Genomic DNA, 22341 nt, shown 5'->3' on the forward strand with positions numbered 1-22341 from the left:
CTTGTTTCGCAGGGGAATCATGAAGGGCGCGAAGGGAACCGAGGGAGCGAAACCAGCCCCGCGCGAGCGGCTCGGCACGGCGCGGCCGCGCATGGCCGATGTCGCTCGCGTCGCCGGCGTCTCGACCGCCACCGTCTCGCGCGCCTTGCGCCAGCCCGAGCTGGTCTCGCCGCAGGTCCGCGGCAAGATCGAGGCGGCGGTCGATCATCTCTCCTACCGGCCGAACCTGATGGCGGGCGCGCTCGCCAGCGCCCGCAGCAAGACGATCGGCGTGATCATCCCCTCGATGATCAACGCCTTCTTCTCGGTGACGCTCGAAGCGATCGAGGAAGGTTTGGCCGGCGCCGGCTACCAGCTCCTGATCGGTAACAGCCATTACGAGCTGGAGAGTGAGGAACGGCTGATCGCCTCGATGCTGGCCTGGTCGCCTGCGGCGCTGGTCATCACCGGCTGCCGGCACAGCCGCGGCGCGATGCGCGCACTGCTCGACACCGACGTGCCGATCGTCGAGATGTGGGAGCTGACCGACAATCCGATCGACACGGCGGTCGGCTTCTCCCAGCGCGACATTGGCGTCGTGGTCGCCCGGCATTTCAAGGAACGCGGCGCCAAGCGGCTCGGCTTCGTCGGCGCCATGCACCAGCGCGATTACCGGGCCGATGCGAGGCGTGCCGGCTTCTTCGAGACGGCGCTGAGCATCGGCTATGAGGCTCCAGCGGAGGTACAGCTCCCCGGCCTGCCTACCTCAGTCCGGGGCGCCAAGGCTTTCGCGGAGCTGATGGCCGGCCATCCCGATGTCGACGCGGTGCTGTGCACCAATGACGTGGTGGCGCTCGGCTCGCTGTTCGAGGCGCGGCGGCTCGGCTGGTCGGTGCCGGATCAGCTGAAGATCTGCGGCGTCGGCGATGTCGACTTCGCCGCTGCCTGCGAACCCGGCCTCAGCACGGTCAGCCTGCCGCGGCGGGCGATCGGCCTCAAGATCGCCGAGCTGCTGCGCGAGCGCATCGCCGGCCGCCTGCCGACCGGTGGCGTCCACGATCTCGGCTTCGAGCTGGTGAGGCGGGGCAGCACGTGAGCCCGCCCCTACGCTGCGCGGGCGACGATGCCTTCCAGATCGCCGGAAAGGCCGATGCCGGGTCGATCGCTCAACGTCACCCGGCCGCCGGAGAGCGGCATCAGCCCGGCGATAAGCTTGTCGCGCCACGGGTTCGGGTTCGTGTCGATCTCCAGCAGGCCCTCGCCGCCCGCCGCCGCCAGCAGATGGGCAGACGCCAAAAGGCCGATGCCGCCGCCGAGATAATGCGGGCAGTAGACCAGGCCGGCCGCGCGCGCCGCCCGGGCCACCGCCAGGCAGCCACTGAGGCCGCCCCATTTCGCCGCATCCGGTTGCAGGAAGCGGAAGAGCCCCGAGGCAATGGCCGCCTCGAATTCCGCGACCGCGTTCATGTTCTCGCCGGCCGCGATCGCGATCGGCATCGCCTCGTGCAGGGCCTGCCACTCGTCGAGCGGGCGATCGGCCCGCAAGGGCTCTTCCAGCCAATCAAGTTTGTAGCCGGCAAATTTCCTGCCGTGCGCGATCGCCTGGTCGAGGCTCCAGCCCTGATTGGCGTCGATCATCAGGCGGCGCTCACCGATCGCGCTGCGGATCGCGTCGAGCGAGCGGGTATCGGTCTCCGTGCCGAAGCCGACCTTGAGCTTGAAGCTTTCATGCCCGCGCGCCAGTTCGCAGGCCGCGACCTCCGCCGGCGCCTCCGGGCCGATGCCGCTGGCATAGGCAGCGATCGAGGCCGAGGCCTGCCCGTCAAGATAGGCATAGAGCGGCAGTCCGGCGTGCCGCGCCGCCAGATCATGGCAAGCGATGTCGAGCCCGGCGCAGACCTGGCGCAGCGGCCCCCATTCGCCGGACTGGATGGCGAGGACATGCAGTCTGTCCATCAGCCTCTCGAAGACATCGCCGACCGGCAGCGGCGAGAGCTGCTGCAGCAGCGGCCCGGCCGTCTCCAGCACGAGGCGCGCGCGATGCTCGGCGCCGACCGAGGGGAAATTGCACCAGATCTCGCCGAGGCCGCGATTGCCTTTGTCGTCCTCGACCTCGACGAAGACCGCCGGCCGGTCGCGCATGATGCCGAAGGAGGTCCGCACATGCGTCTCGATCGGCGCGCGCACCGCCACCGCCCTGACGGTGGTGATGACGACCTCATCCGACGGGTAGGCCATGTCTTCCGCACTCCGGCTCGTCCTCATGCCGGCTTAGACCGCGCCGAAGGCCACGCGCCAGCTTTTTCACGCTCATCGATCAGCCAGCTTCGGGAGAGATGCCCATGACCGCCAGCGACATCCACGCCACCCGGCCGAACCCGTTCCGCGAGGCGATGCGCCAGGGCCGGCCGCTCGTCGGCATCTGGTCGATGCTGAACTCGGTCGATGCGACGGAGGCGCTGGGCTGGTCGGGCTATGACTGGCTGCTGGTCGACGGCGAGCATGCGCCGGTCTCGCTGCATGACGCGATGGCGCATTGCCGCGCCATCGCCGCGACGCCGACCGTTCCGATCGTCCGGCTGCTCTGGAACGATCCCCTTTTGATCAAGCAGCATCTCGACGCCGGCATCGCCACGCTGATGCTACCCTTCGTGCAGACGCCGGAAGAGGCCGCCCGCGCCGTCCAGTCGCTGCGCTATCCGCCGCATGGCGTCCGCGGCATCGCCGCGATGCACCGGGCCAGCCGCTATACCCGCTTCAAGGACTATGCGGCGCAGGCGAGCCAGTCGCTCTTCCTGATCGTCCAGATCGAGACCAAGGAGGCGCTCGACCGTTGCGAGGAGATCGCGGCTGTGGACGGGGTCGACGCCGTCTTCTTCGGGCCAGGGGATCTCGCCGCCAGCATGGGCATGCCGGGGCAGGCCGCCCATCCCGAGGTGACCGCTGCCATCGAGGACGGGCTCAGGCGTTGCCGGCCGCTCGGCAAGGCGGTCGGCGCGCTCGCTCCAAATGATGAGATCGCCGAGCGCCATATCCGCTCCGGCTTCGATTTCGTCTCGGTCGCCAACGATTTCTCGCTGCTGCTGCGCAATGCCGACGCGGCCGCGTCGCGCTTCCATGGCGTCGCCGCCGGCATCGCGACCAGGAAGGCATGAGCGCGATGCGGATCGGGCTCGCCGGTTTCGGTGCCTGGGGGCGCCAGCATGCGCGTGTCTATGAGCGCCTGCAGGGCGCGGAACTCGCAGCCATCTTCTGCCGTGGTGAGGCGGCGGCGCAGGCCGCCACGTCTTCCCATCCCGAGGCACAGCTCGTCCGCAGCTTCGGGGAGCTTCTCGCCCTGCCGCTCGACGTCGTCGCGATTGCGGTGCCGAACCACCTGCATGCGCACTACGCCGTCGAAGCCCTGAAGGCGGGCAAGCACGTCATCCTGGAGAAGCCGCTCGGCACCACGCTTGCGGAATGCGATGCGGTCCTTGAAGCCGCACAGGCCAGCGGCCGCAACGTCGCGGTCAATCACGAATTGCGGGTGTCGCAGCAATGGCGGCAGGTGCGCGAGATTATCGCCGGTGGCGAGATCGGGCGCGTGACCCATCAGCATCTCTCGCTCTTCCGACGTCCGTTCCGGCCGGGCTCCGGTGGCTGGCGGCAGGACGAGGCGCGCGTCGGCTCCTACAGCCTGGAGGAACTCGTCCACTTCGTCGATCTGATGATGTGGTACGCGCGGGAGAACGGACTGCCGTATCGCGTCACCGCCCGCGCCAGCGACGGCTCGGCGATGCCGCAGACGCTCTCGGCCCTGCTCGACTGGCAAGATGGTTCGAGCGCCCTGGTGACGCAGTGCCTCGCCGGCTTCCAGCACCATTCCCTGCTCGAGATTGCTGGCGGCACCGGCGCGATCCGGACGAGCTGGAGCGGCGCCTTCGACCGCGCCGAGCATCCGAGCTTCTCGCTCTGGGTCCGGGCCGACGGCGAGAGTGATGCCGGCGAACGCGCCATCGCGTTCTCGGGCGAGCTGTTCGAGCTTGAACAGAACCTCGCTTCGGCCCTCGCCTCCTTCGCCGGCCAGGGTGAGCCATCGCTCAGCCTCGTCGAAGCGCGTAACGCCGTCGCCCTCTGCCTCGCCATTCAAGAAGCTGGGCGGCATGGGGATTCGGTCTCGCTCACGGACTATTGGGCCGAGCCTGGCCCCGTTCGCCGTTGAAGCCGATGTCGCGCCAACGCCAGCTGTGCCTGTCTTCGGGCTACCCGGCTCAGGTCGCGCTGCGATGGAACCCGGATGATCGCGCAGAGCGCCGATCGATGCAGTTCATCGACCGAGACGGCCTGCAGAAGCGCCGCTTTGATCGGGCCGGATCAAGTGAAGACCCTGCTTCTCCTTCCGGCGTCCGCTGCGAGCGAAGAAAGACTATCTGGCTCGGCAACCGTTGCTCCAGGATCGGGCGTCGCGCAAGGTGGATTCGACAAAAACTGACGCAAGGTCATGTTTGTCCATGTGGAAGCTGGATAAAAGAATACTTATGCGTGTATCGGTGTGTCGTAATTCTCGTAAATTGATTACCGAACGGATATGCAATTAACTGTCGTGTTAAGGAGGCATTTACAATGCTGGACCGCAATGGGACAATGGCTGGCGCTTGAAGGTGGGAGTCTGCGTCAAGTCAAATGGGCACCGTAACGATCGGCATCGTTGACGACCATCCGCTGCTTGCAGAAGGCATTGCAGCTGTGCTGTCGCGCAGTCCGCATCTGCGTGTGGTGTCGTCGGGGAATACGGCGGCCGATATTGTCGAGATCGCAAACCGCCACCAACCCGATATCGTTCTGGCCGATCTCAACATGCCGGGCGATGCGTTCGAGGCGATCGAGACGGTCAAGATGCAGGCGCCCGCAACCAGGGTGATCGTCTTTACGGCCTCGACCAGCAGCGACCATGCCGTTCGGGCGCTCGCCGCGGGAGCCTCCGGCTTCGTGCTCAAGGGCAGCCAGGTCGGGGAATTGATCGAGGCGATCGAAGCCGTGCGTCGCGGCGAGGTTTTCATCACCCCCTACTTCGCCGCCAAGGTCATCAATGCCCTGCAGGCGAAGGAAGCGGAAAAGCAGGCAGCGCAGCAGCTCAAGCTCAGCATCAGGGAAGAGCAGATCGTGCGGCTGCTGCTCTGCGGCAAGCCCAATCGGGAGATCGCCGCTGCGCTCGCCCTCAGCGAGAAGACGGTCAAGAGCTATATGAGCAACCTGATGGCGAAGCTTCACGCCCGGAATCGGCTTGAAGTGGTCATTGCTGCGCAGAAGCTCATGCCCCAGCCTCCGGCAGTTCGTCAGGATCGATAGGCGCCACCAGTGAGCGCGCTCTGACGGGAAGCAGCACCTCGATCCGGGTCCCGCCGGCCTGAGTCTTGGCCACCGTCAGCATCCCGCGCAGGGCGTGGATTCTCATGCGCATGCCGCGCAAGCCCAGGCCGCCACCTTCGCCGGCCTGGCTCTTGCCGCCGGCATCCTCGATCGCAAGGATCAGATTCCCCAGCTCGAACGCAGCCGTGACGGATTGCCCGCTGCCGCCCGCATGCTTGTAGGCGTTCATCAGCGCTTCCTGGATGACGCGGAAGGCGCAGACGCGAATGGCTTCAGGCATCTCCGCCGGCAGATCGCGAAAGAGGCGCCGGACCTGCGTGCCGGTGTAGCGCTCATGCGAGGTGACAGCCGCCTCGATCGTCGCCGTCGGGGAGAGATCGCGGATCTCGGGCAGGACCAGGCCTGCCGAAAGGTTGCGCAGCTCGCCGAGCGTCTGCTCGATCAACGGTTGAAAGGTGTCGCGGATCTCCTCGATCGCAGGGTCCGACGAGCGCGGCGGCAGGCGCAGCATCATCAGGCTCAGCATCTGGATCGGGCCGTCATGCAGGTCGGCTCCGATCCGGGATAGGTATTCCTCGTTCGTCAGCGCCGCGCTGATGCGGGCGCGGTCCGCAGCCCGCCGCAGCGCGCTGTTGCGTTTGGCCAAGGCCGAGGCGCGCTCGACATTGGCCTCGAGCTGCGCCTGCTGCCTGGCGATCACGCGGCTGGCCCGCCGGATCAAGGCGTAAAGCGCCGCGCCGATCACGCAGCCGACATTCGCGATCAGGAACCAGAGCGCGTATTTAAGCTGGCTGACCTCCTCGCCGATGAGATCGTTGCGCTTGTAGAACTCGCCGATCAGGACGACGCGGCGCCTGTCCCGGTCGTAGATCGGCGAATAGATCTCGATAACATCCCGGTCGCTGACACCGGCATGGTTGTGCCCCGGCGCGATGGTCTCGCCGGCCAGCAGGCGGGCGAGTTGCGGTGGTCGCAGCTTTTCACCGCGTGGCGGTCCGGCCGTCGAGAAGATCAGCTCGCCGCTGGTCGACCAGATTTTCAGGTCCCGGACCTTCGAAGCGAGCGCTCCCTCGCGAATGACGGCGCGCAGGCTGGCTTCCATGGCCGGGGTAAGACGCTGCGCGTCACGTTCGAGATCCGCGATATGCGGAGAAATGACCGCTTCGATATAGGAGGCCGCGACCTCGGCCATGATCTGCGTCCAGCCCGCCCGGACCCGCCGGTCGACCCAGTGCCCGAGCAGGATCATGGCGAGCATCACCACCGCAACGGTCACGAAGGTAAAGCGCCTCTCCAGCGAGACCTCGCCCCACCGTCTCCTGGCGGCATTGGCTACCGACGAAAGTCGGCCCTCGTTACCGACCTCCTGAGGTGCCGGCTGCACGGTCTCTGGACTCGCAACTCGCTCGACTTTGACCTCTAGCGGTGTCGGCACTGGCGCTGCATCCTTAGGTTAACAAAACGCTAAGATCGCTGGTCATCCCAATTGTTCGAAGATTTGGGTGCCACGAATCCTAGCGCACGGGGGAAGCAGGCGCAAACCTGTCCAATCAAGACGCAACGTCAGGGAAGACGATTCCCTGAATGAGGATGCATGTCTTCTTGACCTGAGGAGTTTAGTGATGGTCAATCTCGTTCGCCATGATCTCGAGTTCATTCTCCGCCAGATCAAGATCGCGGAGGCGCATTCCTCCGGCACGCCGCTGACCGAAATCCATGTCGACGCGAACGGCAATGTGGTTCCGGCGGGGACGCCGGGTGCCGTGCTGGCGATCAGCCATCCGCTCGCCCCCTATGGCTTGCGCACTGTCGACGGCAGCTACAACAACATGATCCCTGGCCGCGAGGAGTGGGGCGCTGCCGACAACCCGTTCTCCCAGCTGACGGATCCCTATTGGCGGAACGAGGACGATGACGCGATGCCCTTCCCGGGCTATGTCGGCCCCGATGCCGACGATCCCACGCGACAGAACAACGACTATGGCGACCATGCTGCGGGTGGTGGCGCGATCGTGCCCGGTACCGTCGTCGACGCCGATCCGCGCATCATCTCGAATCTGATCGTCGACCAGACGCTGAAGAACCCGGCAGCGATCTATGCCGCCTTGGTCCATGCCGGCCTATCGGGTGCGGCGCTCAACACGGCTCTGCAGGAGATCGTCGCTGCGAAGGCGGCTCTCGACGCCGCGATCGCCGCCGCGCCCGGTCAGGCGGCGACCATTGCGGCCTTGGAGGCCGACGTCGCCGCAGCCGAAGCCGTGCTGACCGATGCGCAGTCGGACGCCGCGGCAGCAGCGGTGGCGCTTGCCGACGCCCAGGTAGCGGACGCCACGGCTCAGGCTGAGCTGGCCGGAGCCCAACTGGCCAGTGACGCGGCCAACGCCGCCCTGGTCCAATTGCTCACGGACGGCATCAACGATCCCGTTGCCGAGGCTGCGGCCTTCGCCGCGGCACAGGCGGCACAGGCCGAGCTCGTGGAGGAGCAGGGGGAGGCCGCCGCCGCGGCGAGCACGCTCGCCGCGGCGGGCGCGGCGGTGACCGCTGCCGATGCGGCGGTGGCCACCGCGGAGGATACGCTGAGCGCGGCGCAGGCCGATCTGGCCGCCGCGCAGCATGTCGAGAACGCTCAGGCCGATCTCGACACTCTCCTCGGCACGCATGGCGTCGAAATGGAGGGAGAATCCCTCATCATTCCGAACGTCGCGCCGGACGAGGGGCTCTCCGCGCCCTTCAATTCCTGGTTCACGCTGTTCGGCCAATTCTTCGACCACGGCCTCGACCTCGTCGCCAAGGGCGGTGGCACCGTCTACATCCCGCTGCAGCCGGACGACCCGCTCTATAATCCCGCGAGCCCGCGTACGAACTTCATGGTGGTGACGCGCACCAATACGGACGCGCCGAACCTGACGACGCCTTGGGTCGACCAGAACCAGACCTACAGCTCGCACGCCTCGAAGCAGCTCTTCATGCGTGAATACGCGATGGTCGACGGCGAGCCGCTGTCGACCGGCAAGCTGCTGTCCGGCGAGCGCGGCCTGGCGACTTGGGCCGACGTCAAGGAGCAGGCGGCCGACAAGCTCGGCTTCCTGCTCACCGACAAGGATATCGGCAACATCCCGCTCTTCGCCATGGACGAATATGGCGAGTTCATCCGCGGGCCCAACGGCCTGCCGCAGCTCGTCGCCCATGTCGGCCTCGACGGCGCGTTCGGCACCTCGGACGACATTCTGGTCGAGGGTAATCTCGGCGCTCCGGTCGATCCGTCGCAGGTGACGATCCCACCTGGCCATGGGGCGTTGAGCGGCACGGTCGTCAACGCCATCCGCACCGGCCATGCCTTCATCGACGACATCGCCCATACGGCTGCGACGGTGAACTCGCGCGGCCAGGCGCTCACGGCGGATGCCGACGATGTGGTCGGCCTCGCGGCGGGAACGCTGGTCTATGACGACGAACTGCTCGATGCGCATTATGTGACCGGCGACGGCCGCGGCAACGAGAACATCGGCCTTTCTGCCGTGCACCACGTCTTCCATTCCGAGCACAACCACACGGTCGATCAGGTCAAGGCCAAGGTGCTCGCCTCGGGCGACCTCGCCTTCATCAGCGAATGGCTTCAGGCGCCGATCACCGCGCTGCCTGCCGATCTTGCAACCTTGCGCTGGGATGGCGAGCGCCTGTTCCAGGCGGCGCGCTTCAGCACCGAGATGCAATACCAGCACCTCGTCTTCGAGGAGTTCGCCCGCAAGATCCAGCCGGATGTGGACGCCTTCGTGTTCAACCCGTCGACCGATATCGACCCGGCGATCTTCGCCGAGTTCGCCCATGTGGTCTATCGCTTCGGCCACTCGATGCTGCGCGAGACCGTCGACATCGTGAACGCCGACGGCACCGATGCCAGCCTCAAGCTGTTCGACGCCTTCCTGAACCCGCTCGCCTTCGGCTCCGCGACGGTCGACCACGACACCGCCGCCGGCGCGATCGTGCGCGGCATGACCGCTCAGGTCGGCAACGAGATCGACGAGTTCGTCACCAACGTCCTGCGCAACCAGCTGCTCGGCATTCCGCTCGACCTCGCGGCGATCAACATCGCTCGCGGCCGCGACACCGGGATTCCGCCGCTGAACCTGGCGCGCGCGCAGTTCAAGGAGATCGCCAACGGCGATAGCCAGCTCGATCCCTATACGAGCTGGACCGACTTCGCGCTCAATCTCAAGAACCCCGCCTCGATCGTGAACTTCATCGCGGCCTATGGCACGCACAGCACGATCACCGGCGCCTTGACGGCCGACGCCAAGCGCGAAGCGGCGATGAAGCTGGTCTTCGGTGGCACCGGCGCCCCGGCCGATCGGCTCGATTTCCTCGGCGGGCGCGGCATCTATGCCTCCGATCTCGGCGGCCTGAACCTGGTCGATCTCTGGGTCGGCGGCCTCGCCGAGAAGAAGATGGCCTTCGGCGGCATGCTCGGCTCGACCTTCTCCTTCATCTTCGAGCTGCAACTCGAGAACCTGCAGAACGCCGACCGGTTCTACTACCTCTCGCGTGTCCAGGGCCTGAACTTCCTCAACGAGCTCGAGAACAATTCGCTCGCCAAGATGGTGCTCAACAACACCGATCTCGGCGAGACCGGCTTTGCCTTGCCCGGCGACATCTTCTCGGTGCCCGACCATGTCCTCTACATGGATCACGCCCAGCAGAACCGCTTCGGCTATGACGATCCGCAGCAGGATGACCCCTTCCTCGAAGCGCTTTCGCCGATGGTCGAGCGCCGCGACGCGGCCGGCAATCTGATCGATCCCGAGACCAACCCGACTGCCGTCGCCCGCTATATCCGCGTCAACACCAACGACCATGTCCTGATCCAGGGCACCGACGCGGCCGAGACGATCATCGCCGGCGGTGGCGACGACAGCGTCTGGGGCAAGGGCGGTAACGACCGGATCGAAGCCGGCTACGGCGTCGACAAGATTCATGGCGGCGACGGTGACGACATCATCACCAACAGCGGCACCGATATCGGCGAAGTCGACATGCTGCACGGTGAGGCCGGCAACGACGTCATCCATGGCGGCAGTGGCCTGGCCCTGATTTTCGGCAATGAGGGCCAGGACGTCATCATCACCGGCCCTGACGGCAAGGAAGCCTTCGGTGGCCTAGACAACGATTTCATCCTCGGCGGCGAAGGCGGCGATTTCCTGCTCGGCAACGAGGGCGACGACTGGATCGAGGGCGGCGGCGGCTTCGACACCACGGCCGGCGACAACTCCGAGTTGTTCTTCAACTCGACCATCCTGGGCCATGACGTGATGTTCGCCGGCACCGACGAGCATGATTTCGACGCCGAATCCGGCGACGACATCATGGTCCAGGGCGAAAGCGTCATGCGCAACGAGGGCATGCTCGGCTTCGACTGGGCGATCCACAAGGGCAATGCCCAGGCCGCCGACTCCGACCTGACCAAGCCGATCTTCACCACCGACGAGCAGGACATCCTGCGCGACCGCTTCGACGCCGTGGAGGCGCTCTCCGGCTGGGATAAGAACGATCATCTCTGGGGTGACGATCGCGGCGGCGATGTCGAGGCGCCGGCGGGAGCGCCATTGGCCGGCGCCGAGAACACCATGGTCGGCCATGAGCTCAGCCAGGCCGGTGTCGACCGGATCCGCGGGCTGCGCGAGATCATGGGCGACCTGATCGCAGACGCCCCGGCCACGGGTGATCTGGAGAAGGTGATCGCCTTCAACAGCGGCAACATTCTGCTTGGCGGCGGCGGCAGTGACGTGATCGAAGGACGCGGCGGCGACGACTTCATCGACGGCGACGCCTGGCTCAATGTCCGCATTGCCATCGTCGACGAGAACGGCGACGAGGTGGCGACGGCCGACGGACTGAGCAAGCTCGTCACCGTCAGCGAAAGCCTGCGCAATACCGCGCCGTTCGATGACTGGCACGGCGAGCCGCTGCATGCGCTGATGCTGTCGGGCGCGGTCAACCCGATCCAGCTCCAGATCGTGCGCGAGATCCTGGAAACAGGCCCGGCCGGCGAGGACGTCGCCGTCTTCAACGACAGCTTCCTGGCCGCGGACGGCACGCCGAACTACACGATCACGCACAATGCCGACGGCACGGTGACGGTCGCTCATGTGAACGTCACTACCGCGGTCGACCCGGAAACCGGGCGCCAGATCGTCTCCGATGGCGTCGATACCTTGCGCAATGTCGAGTACGCGCTGTTCGCCGACGGGGCGCGCATCAAGCTTTTCAGCGACCCGCCCATCGATATCCGCTGGAATGCGGTCGTCCCGAACAACAACAACCTGCCGGGCAACGGCCTGATCGCCACGCTCGCGGCCGTCGATCCCGACAGCACGAGCTGGACCTACTCGCTGCTGCCGGGCGGCAGCCCCGGCTTCACCGTGTCTTCGGCTGGTCTCGTCAATCGCACCGGCGGAACGATGACAGCCAATCAGGCCTACACATTGAACATCCGGGCCAGCGACGAGCTGGGTAAATCTCGCGACGAGACCTTCGTCATCCGGACGGGCAGCGATGGCGCCGACACCATCACGGTGAGCAGTGCGCTCAGCGCGCACGATCACATCATCTATGGCGACGATGGCAACGACATCCTGACCGGCGGTTCCGGCAACGATACGCTGTTCGGCCAGGACGAGAACGACATCCTGACCGGCGGCGACGGTGACGATCTGCTCGTCGGCGGCAGCGGCACCGACACGATGAACGGCCAGGGCGGTAACGACACCATCGTCTATGACATCGACAACGGCGGCGCCAATGAGGGCATCAGCGGCGGCGCCGACACGGACACGCTCGCGATCGTCGACAGCGGCACTGGGGCGGAAACCCTTGGCGTCGCCTATAACGGCACGCGCCTGACCGGCGTCGAGGCGATCACGGCCCTCAACGCGGATATCGAGCGCATCACGGCCGATCTTGGCGCCGGCACCGATACGTTGGCCTATACATCGAGTGCGGCCATTACGGTCGACCTCGCCGCGGGCACGGCTTCGGGCTTCGCCTCGATCGCCAATATCGAGAATGTCAGCGGAGGCACGGGCAACGACACCTTCTCCGGCAATGCCGGCGACAACAGCTTCACCGGCAATGGCGGAACCGACCGGGTCGTCTATGCCGGCAATGCGACCGACTACAGCTTCGGCCTCGACGGCAGCGCCCTTGAGATCACCAGCGCCGCCACCGGGACCGACACGCTGAACACGATCGAGCAGGTGCAGTTCGGCGCGACCGTCTACTCCCTGAGCCAGGGTACGAATGGCGGCAACACGCTGAATGGCGGCACCGGCGCCGATCTGATCCTCGGCTTCAACGGCAACGACACGATCAACGGCAATGCCGGCGCCGACCTGATCCGGGGCGGAGACGGTAACGACACGATCAATGCCGGTGACGGCAACGATACCATCGTCTGGAACGCCGGCGACGATCGCGACATCGTCAATGGCGGTGCCAACACCGATACCTTCGTCGTCAACGGCGACGCCGGCGGAGAGACTTATCGCGTCTATACCCGCGCGGCATGGGATGCGGTGGCCGGCAACGACGTCAACAATCTCAACGCCGCGACGCAGATCGTCATCACGCGCAATGGCACGAACTTCGCCTCGGTCATCGGCGAGCTGACTGGCATCGAAGAGATCGTCATCAACACCGGGGCGGGCAACGACCAGGTTCTGGCGATCGGCGATTTCAGCCCGACCAGCCTGAGCACCAGCACGATCACCATCAACGGCTCGGACGGTAACGACAGCGTCGATATTTCAAGCCTGACCTCGGCGCACCGGATCCTGTTCCGCTCCAATGGCGGTAACGACACGATCGTCGGGACGCTCCGGCCGCAGGACGTGATCGAGCTGATGCAGGGCAGCTCGCTCGCCGACTACACCACCACGAACAACCCGAACGGGACGACCACGCTCTCCAACGGCACGCACTCCATCACCTTCGCTTCGACCGGAACGCCGGTGATCCGCGAGGAGGGCGAGCTGCCGCGCGGCGCCTTCGAAATCACGCCGCGCGACCTGGAGGGGCTGAAGCGGCTCATCAACGGCCAGCGGCCCTTCGACGACGATGACGACGCCGACGGGGCGCTCGGTCCGCGCACCATCTCGGGCGCCGGCAACAACGAGGACGATCCTTCGCTGGGGGCCTCCGACACGCCGTTCATCCGGCTGACCGAGGCGCGCTACGGGGCTTATGACGCGGCGACCAACAACCGCGCCCTCAATCCGATCTTCGAGGGGCTCGACCCGCGCGCCATCTCGAACATCCTGGGCAGCCAGGAAGCCGGCCTGCCCAAGGCCTCGAACGAAGCCAACATCTTCTTCATGTCGTTCGGCCAGTATTTCGACCACGGCCTCGACTTCATCCCGAAGAACGCAGCCAACGGCACGGTCCAGATCGGCGCCCCCGGCATCGGCACGCCCGGCCAGGGCAACCCGGCCGACCTGACGCGCGGCGAGGTCCATGCGATCGGCGCCGACGGGGTGCCGCAGCACCTCAACAAGACCACCGCCTTCGTCGACCAGAACCAGGCCTATGGCTCGCATGCCCTGGTCACCCAGTTTCTGCGCGAGGGCGATGGCAATGGCGGCCTGACGGCGAACCTGCTCAAGGGCGCTCCTGATCCGTCGAACCCGGATTTCAACCTGCTGCCGACACTGCGCGAGGCGATCCAGCATCACTGGGCCAACAACACGCTGTTCGTCGACCCGTCCCTGCCCGGCGGCCAGATCCACTTCCGCGACTACTATTCCAACTATCCGGTCTCGGAGACGGTCACAGGCGATCTGATCGACGCGGCCGGTGGCTTCGATCCCCAGGTGCTGGCGAAGCTGGCCAGCAACTTCATGAGCTCGGGCCAGGCGCTTCTGCTCGACAGCAACCCGTTCATCAACGCACTCGATCACTATGTCGCGGGCGATGGCCGGGCCAACGAGAACTTCGCGCTGACCTCGATGCACACGATCTGGGCGCGCAATCACAACTTCCATGCCGAGCAATTGAAGGAAGCCGGCTTCGACGGCACCGAACAGGAGCTGTTCGAGGCAGCGAAGGTGATCAACGAGGCCGAATATCAGCGCGTTGTCTTCAACGAGTTCGCCGACATGCTGCTCGGTGGCATGCGCGGCCTCGGCGACCACGGCAACAACGGCTACAATCCCGATGCCGACCCCGGCATCTCGCATGAGTTCGCCGCCGCGGTCTATCGCGTCGGCCACTCGCTGATCGGGCAGACGCTGACCGTGCTCGACGAGAACGGCCAGCCCAAGCAGGTGGCGCTGTTCGACGCCTTCCTGAATCCGAGCAACGATCCCGATGTCTTCAACGCACCGCTGAGCCAGCTCGCGCAATACGGCTATGTCCCGCAGCCCGGCTATGAGCAGTACGGCGTCAACCCGATCCTGGCCGGCATCGCCGGACAGGCCGCCGAGCAGGTCGACTTCAACATCGTCGATGCGGTCCGCAACGACCTCGTCCGCATCCAGGCCGACCTGTTCTCCTTCAACGTCGCACGCGGCCGCGATGTCGGGCTCGGCACGCTCAACCAGATCCGCGCCGATCTGGCTGAGTCGCAGAACAGCTACATCGCCGAAGCGGTCGGCTATGCCGGCGACCTGTCTCCCTATAGCTCCTGGGAGGATTTCCAGGCCCGCAACGGCTTGAGCGATGCTGTGATCGCCCAGTTCAAGCAGGCCTATCCGGATCTCGTGCTCGATACGCCGGAGAAGCTCGCGGCCTTCGTCGCGGCCAATCCCGACATCACGCTGGTCAACGGCAACACGGTGAAGGGCATCGACCGGGTGGATCTCTGGGTCGGTGGCCTTGCCGAGACGCATATCAATGGCGGCGTCGTCGGCCAGACCTTCTGGGTCGTCCTGCATGAGCAGTTCGACCGGCTGCAGGAGGCCGATCGCTTCTACTACAAGGATCGGCTCGAGGCCTTCGACTTCTACGAGGACTTCATCGACGGCCAGGAGTTCTCCGACATCGTCGCCCGCGTCACCGGCCTCGGCGGCCTCGACGAGCGGATCTTCGAGGTCAACGACGAGGACGACGCCGGCAACGACGACGAGGACGATGAAGAAGACGATGACGACGCTGGCAGCGGCGACGGCGACGACGATGAGGACGACGCTGGCAGCGACGACGACGAGGATGAGGACGACGAGGACGATACTGGCAGCGGTGACGACGACGAGGATGACGAAGACGAAGACGACGAGGATGACGACGGCGCCGGCTCCGGTGACGACGACGATGATGACGATGATTGCGGCTGCGACGACGAAGACGATACCGGCACGCCGGCGCCCAATCCGTCAGGTGGGGCGGTCCGCACCGGGACGGGCCAGACCGATCTCCTGATCGGGACGGCAGGGGCGGATTCGATCGTCGGCCTCGGTGGCGACGACGTCCTGACTGGCGAAGCCGGGGACGACAACATCGCCGCTGGCGAAGGCGCCGACTTCGTCGATGCAGGGGCTGGAACGGACACCGTCTTCCTTGGTGCCGGCGACGACCACGGCTTCGGCGGCGACGGCAATGATGCGCTCTACGGCGAAGCGGGTGCCGACCGGGTCTTCGGCGGCGCCGGCAATGACCGGCTCGATGGCGGCGCGGGCGACGACACCGTCGTGGGTGGCGCCGGCAACGACCTCTTCATCGCGGCGGTAGGCGACGGCAATGACAGTTACCACGGCGATGACCTTGCCGGCGGCACTGGCATCGATACGCTCGACATGTCGGTGGTGACCGCATCCGTCACAGTCGATCTCGGCTCCGGCCTGCTCGGGCGGGGCAGCGCGGTCAGTGTCCAGACCGGCCAGGACACCTTGTGGGGCATCGAGAATGTCGCGACCGGCTCCGGCAACGACACGATCACCGCCAGCAACGCGGTCAACGTGATCGAGGGCGGCGCCGGCGACGACGTCTTCCGCTTCAACAGCGCGCAGGCGGCCGATGGCGACACGATCCTCGATTTCGAACCGGGTGACCGGCTCGACCTCTCCGGGATCGACGCCCATGCCGGGCTCTCCGGGAACCAGGGCTTCACGCTCGTGAACGGGCCGGCCTTCACCGGCTCCGCCCAGCTGATGGTGACCTACGAGACGAGGGCCGACGGCGACTACACGGTGGTGTCCGGCAATACCGGCGGCGATCAGGAAGCCGACTTCCAGATCAGCTTGAAGGGCACCCTCACCCTGGGCTCGGGCAACATCGCCCTTTGATGCTCCGGGCCCTGAGCCACCCCGGCCCCTCGGGCCGGGGTGGCGCCACCGTCTGCCAACTCATCGTCCGGGAACAGCTCCATGGCCCCTACCAATCTGGCACTGGCCCGCAAGCGCGACGCGGCGAAGCTCACCGAAGGGCTGCGCGGGATCGTCGCCTATCTCGTTGCGATCTCCTGCCTGATCAATCTGCTGGCGCTCACCGGCTCGCTCTACATGATGCAGGTCTATGACCGGGCGCTGACCAGCGGCAGCGTCCAGACGCTCGTTGCGCTCTCCGTGATCGCGCTGGTCCTGTTCCTGTTCCAGGGCGGTTTCGATGCGATTCGCTCGCGCGTGCTTCTGCGGATCGGCGCACGCTTCGACCAGGAGGTCGCGCCGATCGCGCACCGGGTGACGATCGACATGCCGCGCTTCGGCTTCTCCACCACCGAAGCGCTCGAACGCGGCCGCGATGTCGACACCGTCCGCAGCTTCCTGGGCGGCCAGGGACCAGGCGCGTTGTTCGATCTGCCCTGGATCCCGATCTATCTCGGCTTCATCTACCTGCTGCACCCATGGCTCGGTGCATTGACGCTCGGTGGCGCCGTGGTGCTGACCCTGCTGACCTTGGCGAGCGAGATCGTCGCCCGCCGCATTGCCGGTGAAGCCAGGCAATCGGCTCTCGGGCGCAGTACGATCGCCGAATCGAATGCCCGCAACGCCGAGGTGCTGAAGGCGATGGGCTTCGCCGGACGCGCGACCCGGCGTTTCGCCGAGGCCAACCAGGTTCACCTCGAACTGCAGTCGCGCGCCAGCGACATCGTCGGTTCCTTCGGCGCCTTCGCCAAGATCCTGCGCATGATCCTGCAATCGGCGGTGCTCGGGCTCGGTGCCTATCTCACCATCAAGGGCCAGCTCTCCGCCGGCGCGATCATCGCCGCCTCGGTCTGCTCCTCCCGCGCTTTGGCGCCTGTCGATCAGGCGATCGCCAACTGGAAGCCCTTCGTCGCGGCCCGGCAGAGCTTCGCCCGCCTGCGCGAGACCGTCGTCGCGCTGAGCAAGGCGGTCGAGCCGATGCGGCTGCCGGCGCCGCATCGCGACCTGAAGGTCGACCGGATCACGGTCGCCGCGCCCGGCAGCGGCCAGATCCTGCTCAGCGAGGTCAGCTTCGAGGTCGTCGCCGGCAAGGCGGTTGGCATCATCGGGCCGAGCGGCGGCGGCAAGACGACGCTGGTGCGCGCGCTGACCGGCATCTGGCCGACCTTGCGCGGCGCCGTGCGCCTCGACGGGGCCGAGCTCGAGCAATGGCCGGAAGAGGATCTCGGCCGGGCCGTCGGATATCTGCCGCAGGAGGTCGGTCTACTCGACGCGACCGTCGAGGAGAACATTTCGCGGCTGTCCGAGCACGAGGATTCGAACGGCGTCGTCGCTGCGGCGACTGCAGCCGGCATCCACGAGATGATTGTCCGTCTGCCGGCCGGCTACCGCACGCCGCTGGGGCCGCAGGGCATGGCGATCTCGGCGGGGCAGCGCCAGCGCATTGGCCTGGCTCGCGCCGTCTATGGCAATCCCTTCCTCGTCGTGATGGACGAGCCGAACTCCAATCTCGACGGCGAGGGCGAGGCCGCGCTCACCAAGGCGATCGAGCAGCTGAAGGCACGCGGCGCGATCGTCATCATCGTCGCCCATCGGCCGAGCGCGCTTGCCGCCGTCGACTATGTCGGGGTGATCCAGGCCGGCAAGCTGACCGCGTTCGGGCCCAAGGACCAGATCATCCGGCCGACAGGCGGAGCGGAGGCGGCGGAGGCGCCGCCACGGCCCGCCGCGCCCATGCCCAAAGCCATGCCATTCGAGCTCCAGCGGGTATCGGTATGATCGATGTCAAAGCCGCCCGGCGCACGGAAGACGCGCCACAGAATCCAACCCAGTCCTATGAGCGGAGCGGGCAGGACACGCCGCTTTCGTTGCGCGGCCCGGCCCTGCTCGTCGCGCTGATGGCCGCCGTGGTCGCCTATGTGCAGGGCATCGTCGATCCCGGCAAGGCAGCGACGCCGCAGCCCCAGCCCGAGCAGCCGAAGCCTCCCGCCGCCGATGGCAAGGTCAGCAAGGCCGCGGACGAGGAGCCGGCGGCGAAGGCCGTGGCCGGGGTCGACGAGATGCCGGACGAGACGGGCGCGCTCGGCGAAGCCAAGGAGAAAGCGGTCGGCACCGGCGGGCCCGGTCCGACAGTACCCGGCCTGCCCGATTTCCTCGGCATCGATTCGCCGATGTTCGAATTCGAGCAGCTGCCTTTGCCACCGCTGCGCTCGGCACGGATTCCGGACGGATTCGGCGAGGACGCCAGCAATGACAACTGGTCCTCCCTGCGTGTGCCCAGCGGCTCCGGTGGATTGTTCGAGCCCGGCCTGCCGACCCTGGCCGGTGCCTTTCCCTCGCCGATCACAGGTCCCGATGGCGGCGGGCCCGATATCCGTCCGCCCGGTCCTGTCGATCCCGGTCCCGAATTGCCGCCGCGCAACCGCGCGCCGCGCCTCGTCGGCCCGGTCCGGCTGGTGGATATCGGCCCGTGCCAGACCACGCTCCTGACCATGGCGCTGCTGCTCGCCGGAGCGAGCGACGCCGATGCCGACCCGCTCAGCATCCGCCAGATCGTCGTCTCGCACGGCACGCTGCAGATGGCCGAGGGCGGTTGGCTCTACACTCCCGCCAAGGGCTATTACGGCCCGGTCACGGTCAGCTACGTCGTCAGCGATGGCAAGGTCGGGGTGGTCCAGCACGCCCGTTTCGACGTGGTGGAGATTCTGGAACTCACCGGCACCGAGGGCAGCGACAGCCTGACCGGCACCGACTGCCGTGACCTCATTAAAGGGCTCGGCGGCGACGACCTGATCGAGGGGCGCGGCGCGGCCGATATCATCCTGGCTGGTGCAGGCAACGACACCGTCTACGCAGGGGCCGGCAACGATCTGGTCCATGGCGGCGCCGGCGATGACATTCTCTATGGCGGGGCGGGCAACGACACGCTTTATGGCGACGCCGGCAATGATCACCTCTATGGCGAGGCTGGCAACGACATCCTCGACGGCGGCGACGGCGACGATGTGATCGCCGGTGGCGCCGGTGACGACCTCATCCTCGGCGGGGCAGGTGATGACCTCCTCGACGGTGGCGATGGTAACGACAAGATCGACGGCGGGGAGGGGGCGAACACCATCCTGACCGGCTCGGGGGACAACGATGTCGTTGGAGGCGATGGCGGCAACGTCGTGATCGCGCAAGCCGGTATCGACAATGTGCGCCTGGGCGCCGGCGGCGACATCGTCAGGGTCGGCGGCAACAACGATTATGTCGATGCGGGCGCTGGCGACAATATCATCTTCGGCGAGGATGGCGATGACACGCTCATCAGCGGCGCCGGCAACGATATGCTCGACGGCGGCGACGGCGCGGACCTCATGATGGCCGGGGCGGGCAGGGACTACCTCCGCGGTGGCGGCGGGGACGACACGCTCGATGCTGGCGATGGCGACGACAAGGTCGAGGCCGGAGACGGCAACGATGTCGCCCGGGCCGGCGCAGGCAATGATCGGGTCTATGGCGAAGGCGGTGATGACGTCATTCTCGGCGAAGCTGGCGACGACTGTCTTGTCGGCGGCGCAGGCAACGACGTCCTTCTCGGCGGTGACGGCGACGACGAGGTCCAGGGCTCGAGCGGCGACGACCACCTCGCCGGCGGCTCGGGCAAGGACAAGGTCAGGGGCGGCGACGGTAACGACAAGGTCATCGTCGACGCCGACTGCCAGGACGACGACTACGATGGCGGCGCGGGCACCGATACGCTCGACCTGAGCGGCCTGACGCGCGGCGCCTTCATCGATCTGGTCGAAGGCAAGCTCGCGAGCCCGGAGGCAGGCCATGACGAGATCGCCTGCTTCGAGGTCGTGATCGGCGGCGCCGGCGACGACACCTTCATTATCGGCACTCAGGCCCCGGCCAGCGTCGCCGGCGGTCGCGGGGACGACACGTTCAGGTTCGAGCTCGACGGGCGCGATGCGGTCGAGGATGCGCAGGAGATGATCCATAAGATCCTCGACCTAGAGGTCGGCGACCGCATCCTGATCAGCCAGTACACGCTGCGCCGCGACGACGACCGCGACGAGGACGATGATCGCGAGGGTGAGGACGGTTTCGGTCGCACCTACGGTGACGAGAACGGCGACAGCCGGCCGTTCCGGTTCCGGATCGAGAAGATCGGCGACCAGGAAACCACCTTCATCGATGTCGATATCGAGAACGAGGGTGAACGGGGTCTCTCCATCGAGATCAGCGGCGCCCACCAGTTCCAGTATTACAGCTAATCCTCGCGCGGAGGTGAGCCGGTCATGAATGCGTATAATCCAGACCGCGACTTCGTGGCGGGAGCGACCGAACTGCCGGCCAGGCGCGACAAGGCCTTCTCGCTGCGGGGGCATGTGCTGTTCGGGCTGCTTCTTACCGTTGCGCTCGTGATCGGTTGCGGCGGCTGGGCGGCCACGGCCCGCCTCGCCGGCGCGGTGATCGCGCAAGGGGCGGTCAAGGTCGACCAGAACCTCAAGGAGGTGCAGCATCGCGACGGCGGCACCGTTCAGGCCATCGCCGTGCGCCAGGGAGAGCGGGTGAGTGAGGGGCAGGTCCTGTTCCGACTCGACGACGTCCAGATCAGGACGGAGCTGTCGATCATCCGCTCGCAGCTCGCCGACTTCCTCGGCCGCCGCGCCCGTCTCGTCGCCGAGCGCGATGGTCTCGACGCCATGCTCGATCCGCCGGGGCTGAGCGCGCTGAGCGACGAGGCGGCTCAGATCATGGCCGGCGAGCGGCGCTTGTTCAGTGGCAATCGTCAGAACCGGGAGAGCCGCAAGGAGCTGCTCGAGATCACCATCGTCCAGTCGGGCGAGGAAACGAAGGGGCTAGAGGCCCGTCTGGCCGCCAAGCGCGAGGAGTTACGACTCGTCGAGATCGAGCGCGACAAGTATCTCAACCTCTTCCAGAAGGGCTTCATCGACGGCGTCAAGGTCTTCAACATCAACCGTGAATGGGCTCGCCTGCTAGGCGAGCGAGGCGAGATTGAGGCGATGATCGCGCGGGCCAAGCTGCGCATCAACGAGGCCCGGCTGCAGATCATCACCATCGACGAAACCGCGCGCACAGAAGCCCAGCGCGAGCTCACCACGGCCGAGGCCAAGATCGCCGAATTGTCCGACCGGCGCTTCGCAGCCGAAGACAGGCTGTCGCGCACCGAGATCAAGGCGCCGGTCGCCGGCATCGTCAACGAGCTCAGCGTCTTCACCGTCGGCGGCGTCATCACCCCGGCAGCGCGGCTCGCGACCATCGTGCCGGAAACGGCAAGGCTTCTCGTCGAGGTACGGATCGCGCCGGCGGACATCGACCAGGTCCATGCCGGCCAGCCGGCGCGCCTGCGCTTCGCCGCCTTCGCGCGCAACACCACCCCGGAGATACCCGGCCAGGTGCGGCACGTCTCGCCCGCGACGACCAAGGATGCCCAGTCCGATGCGACCTTCTATGTCGCCGAGGTCGAGATCGCCCGTCAGGACAAGACCCTCGAAGGCAAGACCCTCGTGCCGGGCATGCCCGTCGAGGTGCTAATCACGACCGACGACCGCACGGCGCTGTCCTACCTCGTCAAGCCGGTCATGGACCACGCCCACCGCGTGTTCAGGGAGCGGTGAGCGGCGGTCGGCCTTCACAACCGATCTGATGATGA

The 22341-nt window shown here is 66.5% G+C and carries 10 protein-coding genes; 8 read left to right on the forward strand and 2 right to left on the reverse strand.

All coding sequences use genetic code 11. The features are described from left to right. The first annotated feature begins 19 nt into the window (after positions 1-19). A complete protein-coding gene (locus ACQKLX_RS12825) occupies positions 20-1075 on the forward strand; it encodes a LacI family DNA-binding transcriptional regulator (RefSeq protein ID WP_427361954.1) in 1056 nt (351 codons plus the stop codon). Positions 1076-1083: 8 nt separating this feature from the next. Here the strand turns inward: ACQKLX_RS12825 and ACQKLX_RS12830 are convergent, their stop codons facing one another. Continuing rightward, positions 1084-2217, reverse strand: coding sequence for a mandelate racemase/muconate lactonizing enzyme family protein (locus tag ACQKLX_RS12830; protein ID WP_427361955.1), 1134 nt, complete (start codon positions 2215-2217; stop codon positions 1084-1086). Between the two features lie 104 nt (positions 2218-2321). Here ACQKLX_RS12830 and ACQKLX_RS12835 point away from each other — a divergent pair, with 104 nt between their 5' ends. The 3 genes from ACQKLX_RS12835 (at position 2322) to ACQKLX_RS12845 (ending at position 5307) form a co-directional block, all read left to right on the forward strand. Continuing rightward, positions 2322-3134 carry an HpcH/HpaI aldolase family protein gene (locus ACQKLX_RS12835; RefSeq protein WP_427361956.1) on the forward strand — a complete coding sequence of 271 codons (813 nt, stop codon included), beginning with the start codon at positions 2322-2324 and terminating at the stop codon, positions 3132-3134. Continuing rightward, positions 3131-4180, forward strand: coding sequence for a Gfo/Idh/MocA family protein (locus ACQKLX_RS12840; protein WP_427361957.1), 1050 nt, complete (start codon positions 3131-3133; stop codon positions 4178-4180). Before ACQKLX_RS12835 ends, ACQKLX_RS12840 begins: the two co-directional genes overlap by 4 nt. A 461-nt stretch (positions 4181-4641) precedes the next feature. Beyond that, positions 4642-5307, forward strand: coding sequence for a response regulator (locus tag ACQKLX_RS12845; protein WP_427361958.1), 666 nt, complete (start codon positions 4642-4644; stop codon positions 5305-5307). Here the strand turns inward: ACQKLX_RS12845 and ACQKLX_RS12850 are convergent. Next, positions 5270-6712: a sensor histidine kinase gene (locus tag ACQKLX_RS12850; RefSeq protein WP_427361959.1), complete on the reverse strand. Its 1443-nt coding sequence runs from the start codon at positions 6710-6712 to the stop codon at positions 5270-5272. The two genes, ACQKLX_RS12845 and ACQKLX_RS12850, sit on opposite strands and share 38 nt — an antisense overlap. A gap of 238 nt (positions 6713-6950) precedes the next feature. On the opposite strand from ACQKLX_RS12850, the gene ACQKLX_RS12855 reads away from it, so the two are divergent. From ACQKLX_RS12855 to ACQKLX_RS12870, 4 genes are all read left to right on the forward strand, one after another. Continuing rightward, positions 6951-16598: a peroxidase family protein gene (locus tag ACQKLX_RS12855; RefSeq protein ID WP_427361960.1), complete on the forward strand. Its 9648-nt coding sequence runs from the start codon at positions 6951-6953 to the stop codon at positions 16596-16598. Positions 16599-16679: 81 nt separating this feature from the next. Next, a complete protein-coding gene (locus tag ACQKLX_RS12860; RefSeq protein ID WP_427361961.1) occupies positions 16680-18455 on the forward strand; it encodes a type I secretion system permease/ATPase in 1776 nt (591 codons plus the stop codon). Next, positions 18452-20938 carry a cadherin-like domain-containing protein gene (locus ACQKLX_RS12865; RefSeq protein ID WP_427361962.1) on the forward strand — a complete coding sequence of 829 codons (2487 nt, stop codon included), beginning with the start codon at positions 18452-18454 and terminating at the stop codon, positions 20936-20938. The genes ACQKLX_RS12860 and ACQKLX_RS12865 overlap by 4 nt, the downstream gene beginning before the upstream one ends. Positions 20939-20962: 24 nt before the next feature. Beyond that, complete coding sequence (locus ACQKLX_RS12870) at positions 20963-22306, forward strand: HlyD family type I secretion periplasmic adaptor subunit (RefSeq protein ID WP_427361963.1); 1344 nt, start codon at positions 20963-20965, stop codon at positions 22304-22306. Positions 22307-22341 lie beyond the last annotated feature (35 nt).

Origin of the sequence: Allobosea sp. NPDC003192 (assembly GCF_050275675.1) — a bacterium.
In the GTDB taxonomy this organism is placed as follows: domain Bacteria; phylum Pseudomonadota; class Alphaproteobacteria; order Rhizobiales; family Beijerinckiaceae; genus Allobosea.